This is a genomic window from Chitinophaga sp. (assembly GCF_017745275.1).
Lineage (GTDB): Bacteria > Bacteroidota > Bacteroidia > Chitinophagales > Chitinophagaceae > Chitinophaga.
Map to the genome: position 1 here is coordinate 65,592 of NZ_JAGHZS010000004.1, position 17,573 is coordinate 83,164.

Here is a 17,573-nt window from a genome sequence, read left to right on the forward strand (position 1 = left end):
ATATGGAAAGAAAACATTTCTTAAAAACCGCTGCGTTGGTGTCGCTGGCACCGGCGCTATTCCTCGCCGCCTGTAAAGAAGCGGGGAAAAAAGAAGCAGCCCATGCAAAGCAGCAAACCTATACCTGCCCTATGCATCCGCAGATAGTACAGGATAAACCCGGCACCTGCCCCATCTGTGGCATGGACCTGGTGCCATTTGATAAAAACAACAAAGACGCTTCGCTCACTTTGGGAGAAAACCAGGTAGCCCTGGCCAACATTACCACCATGGTGGTAGGCAGCGGCGCCTTGTCCAACTTCAAACAATTAAATGGCCGCCTCGCCACCGATCCGGAAAAAACAGCGGTGATCTCCAGCCGTGTTCCCGGGCGTGTAGAAGCATTATATGTAAAGGAAGTTGGCGTGAAAGTGAATAAAGGACAGCCTTTATATAAAATATATTCAGAACAGCTGGCGTCCCTGCAACAGGAGTATTTGCTGGCAGTAGCCCAGGTGAAACAGTTTCCGGAAGATGCGCGGTTCCGGCAAATAGAGCAGGCAGCACGTCAGAAGCTGACGTTGTATGATCAGCAGGAGGCACAGATCAATCAACTGGTGCAATCAGGGAAAGTAAACCCTTATGTAGTATACCCTGCCACTGTTAGCGGCGTAGTGTCGGAAATAAGTATAACGGAAGGCCAGTACGTAGCGGAAGGCGGTGCAGTGATGCGCCTGGAAGGTTACCAGCAACTGTGGGTGGAAGCGGACGTATATCCTGCAGAAGCGTCGGCCCTGCAGGTAGGACAATCCGTGAAAGTACTGGTGTCTGGCTGGGAAAATGAACCACAACAGATGACTATTCAATTTATCAATCCTGCATTGCAAACTGGTAGTCTGCTGATGCAGCTACGTGGTACTATTCCCAATCCCGGGAATCGCTGGCAGCCGGGCCAACAAGCCAATATTTTATTGCCGGTGAAAAGCAAAGGCGATGTGATGAGCCTACCTGTGGATGCGGTGATCCGCGATGGTAAAGGCGCGCATGTATGGATAGAAAAATCCCATGGAAAATTTGAGCCTCGAAGGATTAAAACCGGCATGGAAAATTTCGATGCAGTGGAAATTACCGAAGGCCTGCAGGAAGGCGACACCGTTGTGGTGACCGGCGCTTACCTGCTGTATTCTGAATACATCTTAAAAAAAGGCGCCGACCCGATGGCTGGCATGTAATTATTTTACCTGTTTCATAAAAATCTACCACCATGAAGAAATCAGTAACCACCGTTGTATTCCCCATCTGCGCGCTCCTGCTGCTGGCCGCCTGTGGAGAAGTAGCTGATAAAAAAAAGGCTACTGCTGAAACTGTAGCTACACCTACGGTGCCTGCTCCTGCCACAGTAGCCGGCGTGCAGTTGAAAGATGATCAGCTGAACGCGTTGTACCAACAGTACGCACAACTGACAGCCGCCCTGGTGAAAGGTGATGCAAAAGAAGCCCGGTTTGCCAGCAATGCAATAGAAGCAGGCGCCAGAGAAATGAAAAGCGCTACGCAACTCGGTGTCAGCGCCGCCAAAATCACTGCTACTGCAGATCTGGAAGCACAGCGAACAGCTTTTGCCACATTAAGCAATGACCTCCTGGCATTGATCAAACAATCCGGTTTACAAACCGGGCAATTGTATGTAGACTTCTGCCCGATGGCCCTGAACGACCAGGGCGCCGTATGGATCAGCTCTGACAAAACGATTCAAAATCCTTATTTCGGAGAGCATATGTTGACCTGCGGAGCAGTAAAAGAAACCATTCAATAATTCCATCTTTCAAATATCTAAACAACAAAAAATGAAAAAAATCCTGATGGCCACTATGGCTATTGCTGCTGTAACTTTTGCCGCCTGCAACAACAACCAGTCGTCCCATGAAGGCCACCAACACGACAGCACCGCCGTGACCGCCGCCGCTCCTGCAACAGCAGCCACCGATGAATCCCTGGCCACATTAACGCCACAGTTCACTACTATAGATCCCGCTGTAGCCGCTTCGTTGAAACAGGTGACAGATCATTACCTGCATATTAAAAACGCGCTCGCCGGCGATAACTCCGCCGAAGCCGCCAATGGCGGTAAAGCTATGGCCACCGCCATGGAGCAACTGAATAAAGCAGCATTAACACCGGAGCAGCAACAGTTGTATGGTCAAAATGAAGACGACCTAAAAGAACATGCCGAGCATATTGGTAAAAACGAAGGCAATGTGGAACATCAACGCGAGCATTTTGCCCAGATGAGTGAAGATGTACTTTCGCTGGTAAAAGCATTTGGCGGCGGACAACCGCTGTACCAGGACTACTGCCCTATGTACGATAATAACAAAGGCGCCGCGTGGTTAAGCGAAACCAAAGAAATCAAAAACCCTTACTTCGGCAGCAAAATGGCTACCTGCGGCACTGTAAAAGCGATCATAAAATAACGGTCATGCTTATATGTTTTCTGTAAACAGACGCTCGTCTGTTTACAGAAAACCCCTTAAAATGGTTATATGCGAAAACTCATTATTGTGCCGGTCTTGCTGCTGATTATTTTTGGGGTAGTGCAATTTATCCGGCCACCTAAAAATCAATCTGCCGATCATCTGGCAACTGCTATTACCGAACGTTATCCCGTTCCTGCTGACGTACAGGCATTGCTGCAAAACGCTTGCTACGATTGCCACAGCAACAATACCCGGTATCCCTGGTACACGAATATTCAGCCCATCGGCTGGTGGATGGCCCACCATATCAGCAAAGGGAAAAAGGAATTCAACTTTGATGAGTATGGTACTTATTCCGCCAAACGGCAACGAAATAAACTAAAGCGGATGAAGGAGCAGATCATAACCGGTAAAATGCCATTGCGTTCTTATACCCTGATGCATGCAGATGCACGTTTGAATGCGGATCAGCAACGACTATTAACGCAATGGATAGATAGTGTGCTTGCAATTTCAGGCCATGAGACAAGATGAATAAAATGGAGTATCTTACCAATATATCTGTTACTTATGCGTCCCTGCCTTTTTATCCTGCTCCCCTTCTTTGGATGGATGACCTGTAACTCCTGCCAAACCGCGCCTTCCACTCCGGCGATAACACCGGAAAGAAAGGATAGCATCCCTATCAAACTGATCACCGGTTTTAACGAGGGCAAAGTATTGTTTCAACAGTACTGCAGTAGCTGCCACCGCCCACCGGTAAAACAGGGCCATCACAACGAAACATTGGTGGGAATTTTTGACAGAATGCCCGCACCATCTACACAGTACTTTATCCGGTATATCCAGGACAGTAAGGCACTGGAACGTGCAGGCGACACATATGCCCTGGTTGTAGCGCGGGAATGGCATTACACCGGGGCACATCATTTTAAGGACAGCATAACGGCAGAAGCGATGAGAAGCCTGATCGTATACCTTAGGGTAACTGGTAGCAGGTAAGTTTACTGTAAGAATATTGTGACTTACCTTCGCAGCATATTAAATCATTCCGAATTTTAAACCATGGATGCCCTGTTTAAAAAAACATCTTACCTGCCTCCTCTCCCACTGCGCCCGTTTGTTGATCGTTTCTGGACCGGCGAAGGCGCTGCTGCTGACTATGCACAGCCCACCATGGCTGCAGGTACCGGAGCGGAAATGATATTCCAGCTCAAAGCACCTATGACACTTGTTACCAGGGAAAACACCGTATATACTCCACCGTTACAGGCTATTTATTGTATACGCCACCGGCATTACCATGCCCGCATCAATCACACTCATTATTTTATTGCAGTACGATTTAAAGCCGGCGCGCTGCGGCATTTTTGCCCAACACCCATAGCGGATAGTATTGAGCAGTTTCCGGATATCTATAAATTGTATGGAGATGAAGGTAAAAGATTGACAACACAACTGCATAGCTGCACGGGGCTATCGCAACAACTGGCGCTCATCAGCGACTTCCTGCTGTTGCTGCTACATAAATATCACCGCCCCCATACATTGGTAGATGAGGCGGTGAAGCAATTATATTATAACCGGGAAATACCTGACCTGGTGGCCTTCAGCGACCGCCTGGGGAAAAGCTACCGGCAGTTTGAACGGTTGTTTGTTAATAATATAGGAACGACGCCGAAGTCGTTTCAGCAAACAGCGCGACTCAACAATACGCTGAAATATCTTTTAACGCACCAGGTCAAAGACTACCTGCCGGTGGCGTTTGATTTTGGGTACTATGATCAATCACATTTCATCAGAGCCTGCAGGAGATTCTACGGCGCCAGGCCCGGAGTGATTCTATCCCCTGCAAGACTTGATCAACATTGTTACTTGTCGTCTTTTAGCGCATCCGGCTCCGATGATAAAAAGTAAACCTGCAGGTCTTTCGATTTCCATCCCTCCACTTTTTTCACAAACTCCGCCAGGTATGACTGCCGGAAGTGAAATTTCAGACCGGCTACATCGCGGTAATGTTCAATCAGTGTAAATACGCCTGTCTGTCCCGGTTCGGGGTAATAGGTGTAATCCAGGCAGCCGGGCTCTTTCCTGGTTTGTACCGCCAGCTTTTCCAACGCCTGCCGGAATTCATCTGCAAACGCGGGTTGGATAAACAGTTTGGCAATAACAAATTTCTCCATGGTAATACGCCTGGTTCCTTGTAATGTTGTAAGACTACTGTCTGCCGGTGTATGCTGGCTTTCACCAGGCCTGGCTACGGCAGGCAAGGCAGATAGCACACAGGCAAGCGGCCATAGCATTAGCTTTGCACAATTCATAAGTGATACGTTTTTTTATGGGATCAAAACTAGAAATTACCATCCCGCTAAAATTGTACGATTCTGCCATGGTCTTGATGAAAGGGTAAAAAAGCATAGGTAATTGCAAATTTCAAGCTGGCTAAATCACCGGAACTACCGGATCTTGAGTTATTTTAGCAAGGGAATGATGGCCTGCCCGGATTTCCCATTCCTCTTAAATACTGTGAACACATGAAAAAAAAATCATTCCCTACATGTATTTTTCCTTATCTATTCCGGTTGATGATGGTGGTGCTGCTACTAGTGCCGCATAAGACATTTGCCCAAAGCCCTGTCAACAGCAAGCCCTTCACCATTCCGGCAGTCAACACGTGGCAAGGAGATACCGGTAAGTATATACTGCCATCATCCGGGAGAATAGTGATAGCGCCGAAGGATCTGGCAGCATTACAACCTTATCTCACCATTTTTAAAGCGGATCTTACCGCCGCTTATCCCGGCCGGGTGATTAAACTTGCTGTCGACGAAAAACCAAGGCCACAGAAAGGCGATATGCTATTTACACTCGCTCCGGATAGTTCCGGAAACCCGGAAGCATACCGGCTGGTGATTGACAGCTGCATTCGCATCAACGGACCGGCAAAAGGCTGTTTCTGGGCCACGCGGACGCTGTTACAGTTATTGGCACAATCAACGTCAATTCCCTGTGGCAGTATTACTGATGCGCCGCAATGGCCCGTCAGGGGTTTTGTACTGGATGCTGGCAGGAAATTTTTCCCGATCGAATTTTTACGTGAATACGTCCGGTTCATGTCGTACTACAAAATGAGTGACTTCCACCTGCACCTGAATGACCAGGGCCCCAAACAATTCTTTCATAACAACTGGGATAGTACGTACAGCGCGTTTCGACTCGAGAGCAGCACTTATCCTGCACTCACTGCCAAAGACGGGCATTATACCAAAGCCGAATTCATTGCATTACAGGAAATGGCCGATAGCTTTGGTGTCAATATCATCCCTGAAATAGATGTACCTGCCCATTCTCTCGCTTTTACAAAATTGTTTCCCGAAATTGGCAGCCGTAAATATGGGATGGATCATTTGGATCTCTACAATCCTAAAACCTATGAAGTGATCGACAATGTGTTCAAAGAATACCTACAAGGGCCCCATCCCGTATTCAGGGGCAAAGAAGTGCATATAGGAACAGACGAATACAGCAAAAAAGAATCAGAGCAATTTCGCAGTTTCATGAATCACTACATCGACCTGGTACAGGGTTACGGCAAAAAGGTAAGGATGTGGGGCTCTCTCACCAATAATGCCGGTAATACACCGGTGCGTGTGGATGGCGTCACCATGAACCTATGGTATAATGGCTATGCAGATCCAAAAGCCATGCTACAACTGGGCTACAATGCCATCAGCACACCTGATGGCTGGCTTTACATTGTACCGGCAGCCGGTTATTACTACGACTACCTGGATCTCAAAAACCTCTACGATAAATGGACACCATCTATGATTGGCGACCAGGTATTTGATGAAAACAATCCCCAGGTAAAGGGTGGTTCCTTCGCCGTGTGGAATGACCATGTAGGCAACGGCATTACTGCCAAAGATGTACACGACAGGGTATTTCCTGCCATGCAGGTGCTGGCAGAAAAGATGTGGTCCGGTAAAAAACAGGACATGAACTATGATACCTTTGCCCGCCACGCCATCCTGCTTGATGAAGGCCCGGGGCTTAATATCAGGGGAAAGCAGAAAGAAGATTCCCTCCTTCCCCTATCCGGCCAATTAGTATTACATCAGGCCGTAACAGGACACTATAAAGGGCGCCATGCCATACACCTGAAGGGCGCGGGCAGCCATGCGGAAACCGGTTATGTAGGTATCGGTTACGACTATACGGTATCCTTCTATCTATGGCCGGAAAAAGGTAATAAAGCCGATGCCGTACTTTTCTCTTCTCCGGATGCCGTAGTGAAATTACGGCAACAACAAACCGACAGGCTTGGATTCTCCCGGGAAGGTTATCATTATTCTTTCCAATATACTGTGCCGGAAGAAAAATGGACACATATCATGATCACAGGAAATAATAAAGGGACTTCATTATATGTGAATGGCGTGTTGATAGAAAAGCTGGAAGGTGGTATGCAGCAATTTCCGGAAACAAAAAGTAAGAGAGCCATTGTGCAAACACTCTTTTTTCCGTTGCAACACATTGGTGATACTGTTAACAGCTTTAAAGGATATATCAGCGATCTTAAAGTTTATAACAAAATAATGCCTGCTAAAAAAGGGTAGTTCAATTACCTGGCAGGAGATGTAACAGGAGAGAAAGGCGGGATTAAATCCCGCCTTTCTCTTTATTCACAACTGGCTACAAGGCGTTACCAGTGTTCAAAAGTGCCACTGAGATATGGTTTTGAGACACTATTCCCCCGAATGTTTTTCAATAAGAGCCTCTTTTTTTAATTTTCACCAATTTTTTTTCTGATTTTTTGAACAAAAACCGAATATTTTTAGCTTTCATTAAAAATATTTTACCGTTTTGATTATTTTAATGACTTTTATATCACAAAAGCATCTTTTTAATAAAATTTATTAAATCATCCACATCAAAACAAAAAATCAGTAAAAAAATCTATGTCATCCGCTACACAAACAACCAGCTACACTACCCTGCTGGGGAAAGAAAAGGCCATCGCCTTTATTAAGGACTATTTCTCTATGCAGTTATGCAAGCAACTCTCCCTCACCAAAGTTGCCGCTCCCCTATTTGTTAAATCAGGTACCGGTTTGAATGATGATCTCAATGGCATTGAAAAACCTGTTTCATTTAAATTAAAGGGTGTAGATAACGGTATTGAAATTGTGCAATCACTCGCCAAATGGAAACGGAAACGTTTACATGAGCTGGAAATCCCTGCCGGACAAGGTATCGTAGCAGATATGCGCGCCATCAGGCCTGATGAAGTTACCTCGCCTATCCACAGTTTTTTAGTGGATCAGTGGGACTGGGAAAAACATATCACGGTTACCGATAGAAATATTCCTTACCTGAAAGAAACGGTAGAAGCCATATACGAGGCGTTGCGTGCTACCAACCACAGAATACAGGAAGAAGGATTGCCTGGCCTTCAACTGCCGGACACCCTGCATTTTGTACACAGTGAAGACCTGCTGCAACAATATCCCAACCTGTCGCCCAAAGAGCGGGAAAACGCCTGTGCAAAAGAATTTGGCGCCATCTTCATCATCGGTATCGGCGGCCCGCTGAGTAACAACCAGGTGCATGACGACCGCGCACCGGACTACGACGACTGGACCACCCCTAACGACAATGGCTATACGGGGCTCAACGGTGATCTTATCATCTGGAATCCCGCCCTCAATGCTGCACTGGAAATTTCCTCCATGGGGATCCGCGTAGATGCCGCAGCCCTGCGCAGACAGCTTGACGCCAAAAGCTGTGCACACCGCGCTGAAATGGAGTTTCACAGCCACGTATTAAATAATGCTTACCCTTTGTCGATGGGCGGCGGTATTGGCCAGTCCAGGCTTTGCATGCTGCTCTTACAACAGAAACATATTGCCGAAGTACAGGCCAGCATATGGCCGTAAGGCATACTGCTTTTATGAATGCGGAATAAAAGGCCCGCCGGGAGATATCCTGGTGGGTCTTTTTGTATCATGGCCAGCCTGATCAAACCTCAATGCGCCTATAAAAGGTGACAGTTTTTGCCGGAAAATTTTTAATGAAAAAAGTTTGTAACCTTTTTTCATTCTGTTCATCTAACAGATAAAGCATTTTTCAGCGAGGGCTATTATATGAAGGAAAAGTCAACCCCAATGACAACAACAGTTGCTGACACCGCAATCATTGAAAGAATATTAGCTGGTGAAAAGCAACTATTTGAGGTACTTATCCGTAGGTACACCCAGCGATTGTATAGAATAGGCATGTCGGTACTGGCCAATGAAGCTGAAACGGCCAACGCTATTCAAACTACCTATATCAACGCATATCAACATTTATCCGATTTCAACTACCGTTCCATGTTCAGTACCTGGCTGATTCATATTATGCTCAACCAAAGCGTGGAACAGAAAAGAAAGGCCCCGTATCGCCTTTCTGCCAAAAATGAACCCTATAACTTTATTGACATGAAAACGCCGGCAAATGAATTAGCTAACAAAGAACTCAGTAATATGCTGGAACGGGCAATCGGGGAATTGCCGGAGAAATACCGGCTGGTATTCATGCTCCGGGAAATTGAAGAGATGTCCGTCCGCGATACTGCAGCCGCATTAAGCATCGAAGAGGTGAATGTAAAAGCTCGTTTAAACCGCGCCAAAACCATGCTGCGGGAAAACCTTCAAAGTTATATGAAAGACCATCTATACAGCTTCCACTACTCGCGTTGCGACCGGGTGGTGAAGCATGTGATGACATACCTGGGCATTGCCTGATGCATGGAAGTAAAGCGTCTTTTTTATCTCCCTGTATCTAACTTATTTTTTACCAATATCCTCCTAAAAACCTACTATCCACCACCTATCAACATGCTGATTATTAAAAAGCTTGTAAGTAGCACTTACAAGCTTTTTCGCTTATACATAACGTTGCTAAGGAGAAACTTTCACCAGACACGTATTAAAAAAGATAAAACTGTTTGATTGTGATTCCGCAAATAGTAACGCGGTATTTTTCACCATTCAACCCATGGAAACCGACAAACACAGCGCAATTCTACCATTCCCAAAATAATTGCTGTATCAAAATTTATTTTTTCTATCTTGACCGATGCTTGAGATAAAGCATTGACTAATACTATTTTATTAACACAGCGAACAAAATGATGAAATTTTCACTCGGCCTGATCTATCCGCTTGCAGTATTTATTGGCGCGCAATCATTTCTAGGGGATCCCCCCACCTCAACCAGACGTCCGAATCCACCGGAATTAAACATCACCCGATTCGTTGGTCCTGATGTAACGCCCAGCCCCGCCTGCCTTGCAGTGGCGCCTACCGGCGAAGTATTCGTAGGTGTGGACATGATCGGTTCATTAGGGAAAGATATGGGAAAGGGCCGTATCCTGAAACTCATTGATAAAGACAATGACGGCAAAATGGATCAGCACGTGGAGTTTGCTGTGGTAGATAATCCACGCGGCATCATTGTGCAGGGCAACAAGGTATATGTATTACATACCACCTTTTCCAAAGAAACCGGTAAAGCTACCGGTATGGCCCTCGTTGTTTTTGAAGATAAAGATGGCGATGGCAAGGCCGATGGTCCTGCTCAACCACTCATTGAACATCTCAGCAATACCAAATATATCCAGGAACGTGGTACCGACCACGCCACCAATGGTATCAGAATGGGCATCGATGGCTGGATCTATATTGCCGTAGGTGATTTCGGATTCCATGATGCCACCGATCGCTCCGGCAAGAAACTGACCATGCTGGGCGGCGGTATTGTGCGGGTACGTCCTGACGGTACCGAAATGGAAGTATTCACACACGGTACCCGTAACGTATACGACGTAGCTATTGACCCTTACATGAATGTTTTCACCCGTGAAAACACCAATGATGGTGGTGGATGGAATGTGCGTTTTTCCCACCACATTCAATCCGGCGAATATGGCTACCCTGTATTGTTCCAGCATTTCACCGATGAAATCATCCCCGCCCTGGCGGATCTCGGTGGTGGCTCCGGCACCGGCGCCTTATACATGGCAGAACCAGGCTGGCCCGAGAAATACACCAACGTTCCCATGATGGCTGACTGGGGACGCAGCATGTTATACATTCATCGCGTAACACCGGATGGCCCTACGTTTACACAAAAAGATGAAGACTTTATTGAACTGCCACAGATCACTGATGTGGATGTAGATGGCTCCGGCAGACTTTACCTCTCTGCCTGGGATGGCGCCGGTTACTCCGGTAGCCCCGACAGAGGTTATGTAGTACGCGTGGTGCCTAACGACTGGACTTATAAAGCATTTCCTGATGTAGCCAAGGCTGCTGCAGCGGATCTGGCTAACATGCTGAAATCAAACAGTGCTGTAGCACGTTTGAGCGCTTCCCAGGAGTTAATTGCCCGTGGTGATAAATCAGTGGCATTAGCCATTGCTTCCGATGAGCAATTACCATTATATGCACGCGTTGCAGGTCTTTATACCTACGCACAGGCAGCCGGTAAAGAAGGTATCGCTACCTTAACAAACCTGGCAAAAGATCCTGCCGTAAGAGAACATGCATTGCGCGCTTTGGCAGATAGAAAAGCTTTCCTGAACGACGTTTCATCTGAGCCTTTCCTGGCTGGGTTGAAAGATCCTAACCCACGCGTACAGTCGGCTGCAATCGTAGGACTGGGACGTTTAAACCGTATCGAAACGGCGAATGCGTTACTGGAAACCAAAGTACCTGCCTCCTTTACAGCACCGGTAAAAGATATAGAAGGGCCTCATGCTACACCTAACGCAGCTATTATATTACCTCACCTGGCCGTTCGGGCATTGGTGAATATGCACGCGGTAGATGCTGCAGTAGCGGCTATCAACACGGAAAATTCCACCCTCGCTTTATGGGCATTGCGCTATATGCATGATACCAAAGCTGTAAATGGCCTGATCAGTGCTTATGCTACTGCTAAAAATGAGAAAGTAAAAAAACAGATCCTCGTTACACTGGCGCGTCTGTATAAAAAAGAAGATACGTATGATGCATCCTGGTGGTGGGGTACCAGACCGGATTCACATGGTCCGTACTATAAAGACGTTACCTGGGAAGGATCTCCGGCGATCGAAAAATTCCTGAAAGCAACATCTCTGAAAGCAGGTCCTACCGGCCTGGCATTCTACAGAGAGCTCGATGCCCGCAACAGGATGAATATTCCTGCTTTTGCGGCAGAGAAAAAACCAGCTGCCCCGGTGGCGAAAGAGCCTAAGGTGGACCTGGAAAAAATCAAAAGTAAAAAAGGCCAGGTAGGTAAATCATCTATCGAAGATGTACTGTTAGCGGTAAATAAATTAAAAGGAGATCCTGCGAAAGGAAAGATCCTGTTTACCCAACAGGGCTGCGTTGCCTGTCATGCTATCAATAAAGGCGATGTCATGAAAGGTCCGTTCATGGGGCAAATCGGCTCTATCATGAACCGCGAGCAGATCGCCGAATCCATCCTCAAACCTAACGCTTCTATCTCCCAGGGATTTGCTACTGTGATGATTACCGCGAAAGGCAACAAATCCTACATGGGATTTGTAACAGAAGAAACATCTGCTAAAGTAGTGATGAGAAATATTGCGGGCGAAGTGTCCACGATTAAAACTTCGGATATCCTTACCCGTAAGGAACTGAAAACATCTATGATGCCAACAGGCCTGGCGAATGCCTTGTCGTACGAAGAGTTTGCATCACTGGTGACCTTCCTGTCGCAGCAGAAGAAATAATATCATTCAGCATATCAGTTACGGATTGATGAGGAGATATATTCCTTTTCAATCCGTAATTTTTTTTACTAATTTGCTACACATGATAACTAAGCAAACGAAATGGACATTCATGGCCATCTGCCTGTTGTGTTTCGCACACCTGGCCATGGCGCAAAACGTACCGTCCAAACCTAAAACACCTATCATGGGTTGGGCCAGCTGGAACAACTTCCGTGTTCATATTAATGAACAACTGATCCGGGAACAAGCCGACGCGATGGTGCAAAATGGGCTGAAACAAGCCGGCTATACTTACATCAATATCGACGATGGTTTCTTTGGTGGCCGTGATGAAAAAGGAGCATTGCTGCATCACACGCAACGCTTCCCCGGCGGCATGAAACGACTTTCGGATTACATCCATAGCAAGGGTTTGAAAGCCGGGATCTATTCCGAAGCCGGTATAAATACGTGTGCATCTATGTGGGACCACGATACCATTGGATATGGTTCCGGACTATATGGACATGACGAACAGGATCTCACGCTGCTGCTGAAAACATGGGGATATGATTTCCTGAAAGTAGACTGGTGCGGTGGAAAAGACCTGGGGCTGGATGAACAATTACGCTACACACAAATTTCCAACTGGATCAATAGCATCAAGCCGGAAGTAGTATTCAATATTTGCCGCTGGCAGTTTCCCGGTAAATGGGCGCCGCTCGTAGCTGACTCCTGGCGGATTTCCGGCGATATCGATAATCATTTCGCGTCTATTCTACGGATTATTGCGCTCAACACAGACCTGTGGCCTTATTGTTCTCCCGGGCACTTCAACGATATGGATATGTTGCAGGTAGGGCGTGGTATGACTTATGAAGAAGACAAAAGTCATTTTTCCATGTGGTGTATCATGAACTCTCCCCTGCTGCTGGGCAATGATCTCCGGAAGATATCTCCGCAAACACTATCTATCATCACCAATAAAGAAGTGATTGCATTGAACCAGGACCCGCTTTGTTACCAGGCCAGGAAGTTTCGCGATACGCTGGGCGTACAGCTGTGGGCTAAGCCACTAATCAGTGTCACCAGCGGAGAGGTAGCCGTAGCACTGCTCAACACCACCGATGCACCGGCTGTAGCTGAACTGGATGTGGATACAGTAGGCCTCCATTCGGACAAAGGAGTTACCATCCGTGATTTGTGGAAACATGAGGATACAAAAATACTGAACGGAAAAAAATCCGTTTATCACCTTCCGCCACACGGGGTGATTGTACTGAAGCTGACGGGTAGCAGCAAGCCGTTTAACGTCTTCACAAAAAACTAAAAACAAACGGCTGGTAAACAAAGCCCGGTTTACCGGCCCTTGCTGCAATCTGGCGGCACTCTCCCCGTATTCTTACAGTACAAATACGACATACTTTTATCCTTGATAAGTAGTCCTGTCTTTTACCCGGGAAATAATCCCTGTTTATTTAAATTACGGTATTCGTTAACCAATAATTTCAACATTTATGAGAAAACTCCTGATCGGCGCATCCGCGCTCCTGCTAACCTTTGCCGTTAATCAAAGCATCGCCAACGGCCACAAAGACAAACGTGTAACCAAAAAAGCCAAAGTAGACTGTACTAATTGTAACGCGGAATACCAGAAATGTATCAACAACGTATGTACGAGAAGTATCCGTTGGTACACTTCCTCTGTTCTAATCAGCACCCGGCCTAACCGGTACAAATGCACCTATCACTATGAATGGATCGATGGTACTATCAGCCAGGATTATTACGAGTACGCCAGCTTCCCTTGTGCATTAATGTGATGTAACAGTGAGCAGTTAGCTATTTGCTAACTGCTTCTTACGCCATCATATGATTTTATTATCAACTTATGCCGGATGATAAGTACGTGCAATCACGCCTTTCGGAAACACCTTCACATCCACTAATTTCAGGTAAAGCGGCGCAATAAGCTCGCTGAATATTGGCATCCCTGCTCCAATGGCAACCGGGTGGGTGACTAAATGATATTCATCTATCAGGCCGGTGGCAATCAGGCTGCGCATAAATCCCGCACCTCCGTGTGCAAGAATAGGATTACCTGGTTCTGCTTTAAGTTCCCGGATGCCCTTGGCTAAATCACCGGTAAAAATCCGTGGCGAAGCCCAGGAAGCAGCAGCAGGTGATTGTTCTACCGCTGGCTGTACACCGGTAGCGGTATCATATTGCCGGGCACTTTTTAAGGCGTTGGTAGTGTCGGCTGCATCAAAACCAGCCATTCCTTTGCGGGTAAACACTGCCTTGGGAGCGGCATTCATGGGCTCTGCAACAGGCAGGTTGGAAGTTGGCCAGTAAGACGCCATATCATTAAAGCTTTTGCGGCCCATCGCGTGAACTCCCGCTGTCCGGATAAGTTCGCACACCCAGGCGGCTGATTCGGTGTCACCTGTTTTGAAGAGCCAATCCATTTCCCCGTTGGGACCGGCAACAAACCCGTCGCTGGTCATTGACATTTTCATCATTAATTTTCTCATGACGTAAAGATTTATCCAAATGTAGCTCACCCTTATTTAGCAAGCGAGGGGGCAAAGAGACAATTTAAGGGGCGATTTACGACAATCAAAAGAAATCAAGTGGCTATACTGCTTCCGTCACTTTCTTCGGCGCAAATTGTTTACGGTATTTCCGGATCGTGATATTGATCACCACCAATCCCACGATGGCAGGAGCTGTCCAGACAATCAGTCCGGGTAAAAAATGAACATTCACCACCAGGAAAGCCGTTACGGTAGCAATATACGCAGCGGACATCCCGGAAATATGTGTAAAGAACCAGTCTTGTTTTTCTTTGGGAGATACATAAAACTTGCGGACATCTCTTACTACGCTTTGCAGGCCGATGCCACCAAACAAAATGGCAACATAGCCCAACGTAGCATGCTGGCTGATAATAACCACGACTCCCCATACGGTGAGCCAGAGATTGAAGGCCCCGCCGATACCGTTAATCAGATAATCCGGCCAGCCCATACGCAGGCCCTGGTATAGTTTCTTCAGGTACAATGCCCGGTATCCCCGCAACAATTGATGATAACTAAAGAAGCCCACCATCAGCAAAAAGGTCAGTGATTTGAGCAGCGCCATGCCCACGGCTGTGATAAAAACAATGGTCATACCTACAGTAAAAAGTTTTCCATTCAGGCGATGTGCGCGTCCGCCCTTTTTGGTGAGGGAGGCAAAAGAGCCGGTAATCAATGCCAGGGTACCACCGATGATGTGCAGGATAAGAAGTGTCTGGAACAGGTGTTGCATACAAAAAATCGTTTCTGCAAAAATGAACTGTTCCAACGGGTTTATTTTTCAAAAGGGGCTACCAGTAAGCTTCCGGGGTGAATGGAAAAGCATTCCGGGGTAAAGGGGTGAATGGAAAAGCTATTGTAACCGATCCGACAATTCCCGGTGCAGGTTTCTCGATACCGGCACCTCCACCGGCATCAGTTGCAGCCGTAATTTATAACCCGCAGCATTCCCGCTGATACCTTCTACCCGGTTCAGGTTGACCAGCCAGGTACGGTGACAGCGAAAAAAATGCGCCTTTCCTTCCAGGCTTTCAGCCGCCCCTTTCAGCGTACCACGTATCAATACCTGCTTCAGGGTGGCTTCACTTTCGTAAAACACCCGGATATAGTTATCCGCCGCTTCTATACAGATTAATTGCGCCGCCTCCAGCGTAAGATCATCTTTAGACTGCTCCGCAGGTATACGTATCGTGTTTAACGCCATGGAAAGAGGCTCCGGCGCCTCCTGCTTCTTTTCCTGTACATGTGCATTCATCAGCGCTGCTTCACCGGCGTACTTACGTTGCCACTTCAGTTGATTATATAATATTAATACCGTAAGTGGAATTATGCTGACGGCAATCGTCATTCCGCCGAATAACAGCATTGCCCGCAGGGAAAATCCGGCATGCAGGTGAAAGCGGGAATACAGAAAATTACAGATGGCCACAAAGAAGACAGTTATCAGCATCATGCCCATCTGCCGGCCCACTGTCCAGGCAGATTCATCGAATGCCCGTGGGAATAAGCGGGGAATGCTCCAGATACAGGTAAACATCACCACAAGGGTAACTGCTCCATAACCTGCACAAACAAGCAGCAGCGGGCCGGGTGAATAACCAGCCAAACCAAATGGTTGAAACAGGGAAAGGAAAATAAAAACAAACAAGCCAAAAGCCAGAGATGATGCGCGCTTCCGTTTAATATCCGGGTAACCTGGGAATGGTAGTCGTAGAAAATTCACTGATATAAGATTGCTGATAGGCGAATATAAGTGATTTCCGGATTTTCGTTCGATCACTGCAGCCTATATCAAAGCAGCGGGGGCCGGGCTTTAAAAACACCCGCTGCTGTTTCTGTTATACCACTCCACTGTTCCGGGCCTTTATTTTAGCCGCTCCTTTTTTCCGTAGCCAGGCGTCGAATGTCAGTAGTCCCGGATGGATTTTCCGCAGGCTTGCTTCGTCCGCCCTCGTAGTTTTGTTGGCGTTCAGAACTTCGTAGCCTTTGGCAAACCGTGGATTTAGCTGCCGCAGCTTTTCCATGGGGAGCTGTTCATACTTCATCTCCAGACCGGTAGTTTGGCTCATAGCTTCCGCCATTTGAACAGGCGTTAGGGTATCTCCTGCCAGTTCAAGGACCTGGTGATTAAACCGGTCGGGGTGTGCAAAGGCCAGTGCTGCCAGTTGCCCGATATCCTCCAGTGCAATTAACTGCATTTGTGTGGTGGGATAAGCAGCAGTAATAAATGAGGATCCCTGTACGCCGAACCGCGGGTCCAGGAAATTTTCCATGAAAGCAGACGGCCGCAATATGGTATAGGAAATCCCTGAATGACGGATATACTTTTCAACGGCTGCTTTCTCCAGCTGTATCCCGGTTTCTTCCGCCTGGTCCACGCCAATGGCGGAACTATATACCAGGTGCGTCACCTGATGCGCTTGGGCTGCGTCGGTCACATTTTTACCGGCCTGTGTTTCATCCTGGTTGTTGGCTAACGGTCCCGGATGTACGCTGAATACACCATATACTCCTTCCATCGCTTCATCAAGGGAAGCCCTGTTGCCCAGGTCTCCGGCTTTCATCTCCACCCCCATTGCCATCAGTTCCCGGGCGGCGGCGCTGGTGGTATCGCGGGTAAATCCGCGCACCAACCACCCGGCGGATAACAGGGCGCGTGCTACTGCCCCACCCTGCTGGCCCGTAGCGCCGGTCACTAAAATAATGCGTTTGCTGTTTTGCATAAGATAACTTTGAATGTATAGATTCAAAATTACCATCGCGCCCTTTCTCAAA

17 protein-coding genes are annotated in these 17,573 nt (G+C 47.2%); 12 read left to right on the forward strand and 5 right to left on the reverse strand.

What is annotated here, in order from left to right; all coding sequences use genetic code 11:
• Positions 1-2: 2 nt before the first annotated feature.
• From J7623_RS13145 to J7623_RS13170, 6 genes are all read left to right on the forward strand, one after another.
• Positions 3-1,211, forward strand: coding sequence for an efflux RND transporter periplasmic adaptor subunit (locus tag J7623_RS13145; protein ID WP_291920761.1), 1,209 nt, complete (start codon positions 3-5; stop codon positions 1,209-1,211).
• Between the two features lie 32 nt (positions 1,212-1,243).
• Entirely contained in the window at positions 1,244-1,792 is a 549-nt protein-coding gene (locus J7623_RS13150) for a DUF3347 domain-containing protein (RefSeq protein WP_291920762.1), read from the forward strand.
• 31 nt (positions 1,793-1,823) lie between these two features.
• On the forward strand, positions 1,824-2,450 hold the full coding sequence (locus J7623_RS13155; RefSeq protein ID WP_291920763.1) for a DUF3347 domain-containing protein: 627 nt from the start codon (positions 1,824-1,826) through the stop codon (positions 2,448-2,450).
• A 69-nt stretch (positions 2,451-2,519) separates the two neighbouring features.
• The gene (locus J7623_RS13160; RefSeq protein WP_291920764.1) at positions 2,520-2,987 is read left to right on the forward strand and encodes a heme-binding domain-containing protein; all 468 of its coding nucleotides are present in this window, start codon (positions 2,520-2,522) and stop codon (positions 2,985-2,987) included.
• A gap of 36 nt (positions 2,988-3,023) precedes the next feature.
• Positions 3,024-3,455, forward strand: coding sequence for a c-type cytochrome (locus J7623_RS13165; protein WP_291920765.1), 432 nt, complete (start codon positions 3,024-3,026; stop codon positions 3,453-3,455).
• 63 nt (positions 3,456-3,518) lie between these two features.
• Positions 3,519-4,370 carry a helix-turn-helix domain-containing protein gene (locus J7623_RS13170; RefSeq protein ID WP_291920766.1) on the forward strand — a complete coding sequence of 284 codons (852 nt, stop codon included), beginning with the start codon at positions 3,519-3,521 and terminating at the stop codon, positions 4,368-4,370.
• On the opposite strand, the gene J7623_RS13175 is transcribed toward J7623_RS13170, so the two are convergent.
• A complete protein-coding gene (locus J7623_RS13175) occupies positions 4,325-4,774 on the reverse strand; it encodes a putative quinol monooxygenase (protein WP_291920767.1) in 450 nt (149 codons plus the stop codon). The genes J7623_RS13170 and J7623_RS13175 overlap by 46 nt on opposite strands.
• Before the next feature lie 213 nt (positions 4,775-4,987).
• On the opposite strand from J7623_RS13175, the gene J7623_RS13180 reads away from it, so the two are divergent.
• The 6 genes from J7623_RS13180 to J7623_RS13205 all read left to right on the forward strand — a co-directional run bounded on the left by J7623_RS13180 (position 4,988) and on the right by J7623_RS13205 (position 14,042).
• Positions 4,988-7,072: a family 20 glycosylhydrolase gene (locus J7623_RS13180; protein WP_291920768.1), complete on the forward strand. Its 2,085-nt coding sequence runs from the start codon at positions 4,988-4,990 to the stop codon at positions 7,070-7,072.
• Positions 7,073-7,414: 342 nt separating this feature from the next.
• Positions 7,415-8,392, forward strand: coding sequence for an aspartate--ammonia ligase (asnA, locus tag J7623_RS13185; protein WP_291920769.1), 978 nt, complete (start codon positions 7,415-7,417; stop codon positions 8,390-8,392).
• Positions 8,393-8,620: 228 nt separating this feature from the next.
• On the forward strand, positions 8,621-9,241 hold the full coding sequence (locus tag J7623_RS13190) for a sigma-70 family RNA polymerase sigma factor (protein WP_291920770.1): 621 nt from the start codon (positions 8,621-8,623) through the stop codon (positions 9,239-9,241).
• A gap of 386 nt (positions 9,242-9,627) precedes the next feature.
• Positions 9,628-12,237 (forward strand): c-type cytochrome, encoded by a 2,610-nt coding sequence (locus J7623_RS13195; RefSeq protein WP_291920771.1) that lies wholly within the window; start codon positions 9,628-9,630, stop codon positions 12,235-12,237.
• An 82-nt stretch (positions 12,238-12,319) separates the two neighbouring features.
• Positions 12,320-13,549 carry a glycoside hydrolase family 27 protein gene (locus J7623_RS13200; RefSeq protein ID WP_291920772.1) on the forward strand — a complete coding sequence of 410 codons (1,230 nt, stop codon included), beginning with the start codon at positions 12,320-12,322 and terminating at the stop codon, positions 13,547-13,549.
• Positions 13,550-13,736: 187 nt separating this feature from the next.
• Positions 13,737-14,042, forward strand: coding sequence for a hypothetical protein (locus tag J7623_RS13205; RefSeq protein WP_291920773.1), 306 nt, complete (start codon positions 13,737-13,739; stop codon positions 14,040-14,042).
• A gap of 66 nt (positions 14,043-14,108) precedes the next feature.
• Here the strand turns inward: J7623_RS13205 and J7623_RS13210 are convergent, their stop codons facing one another.
• The 4 genes from J7623_RS13210 to J7623_RS13225 all read right to left on the reverse strand — a co-directional run bounded on the left by J7623_RS13210 (position 14,109) and on the right by J7623_RS13225 (position 17,521).
• The gene (locus J7623_RS13210; RefSeq protein ID WP_291920774.1) at positions 14,109-14,753 is read right to left on the reverse strand and encodes a dihydrofolate reductase family protein; all 645 of its coding nucleotides are present in this window, start codon (positions 14,751-14,753) and stop codon (positions 14,109-14,111) included.
• Between the two features lie 103 nt (positions 14,754-14,856).
• The gene (locus J7623_RS13215; RefSeq protein WP_291920775.1) at positions 14,857-15,531 is read right to left on the reverse strand and encodes a hypothetical protein; all 675 of its coding nucleotides are present in this window, start codon (positions 15,529-15,531) and stop codon (positions 14,857-14,859) included.
• A 120-nt stretch (positions 15,532-15,651) separates the two neighbouring features.
• Positions 15,652-16,521, reverse strand: a complete 870-nt coding sequence (locus tag J7623_RS13220) for a LytTR family DNA-binding domain-containing protein (RefSeq protein WP_291920776.1) — start codon at positions 16,519-16,521, stop codon at positions 15,652-15,654.
• A 115-nt stretch (positions 16,522-16,636) separates the two neighbouring features.
• Positions 16,637-17,521 carry an NmrA/HSCARG family protein gene (locus tag J7623_RS13225; protein ID WP_291920777.1) on the reverse strand — a complete coding sequence of 295 codons (885 nt, stop codon included), beginning with the start codon at positions 17,519-17,521 and terminating at the stop codon, positions 16,637-16,639.
• Positions 17,522-17,573 lie beyond the last annotated feature (52 nt).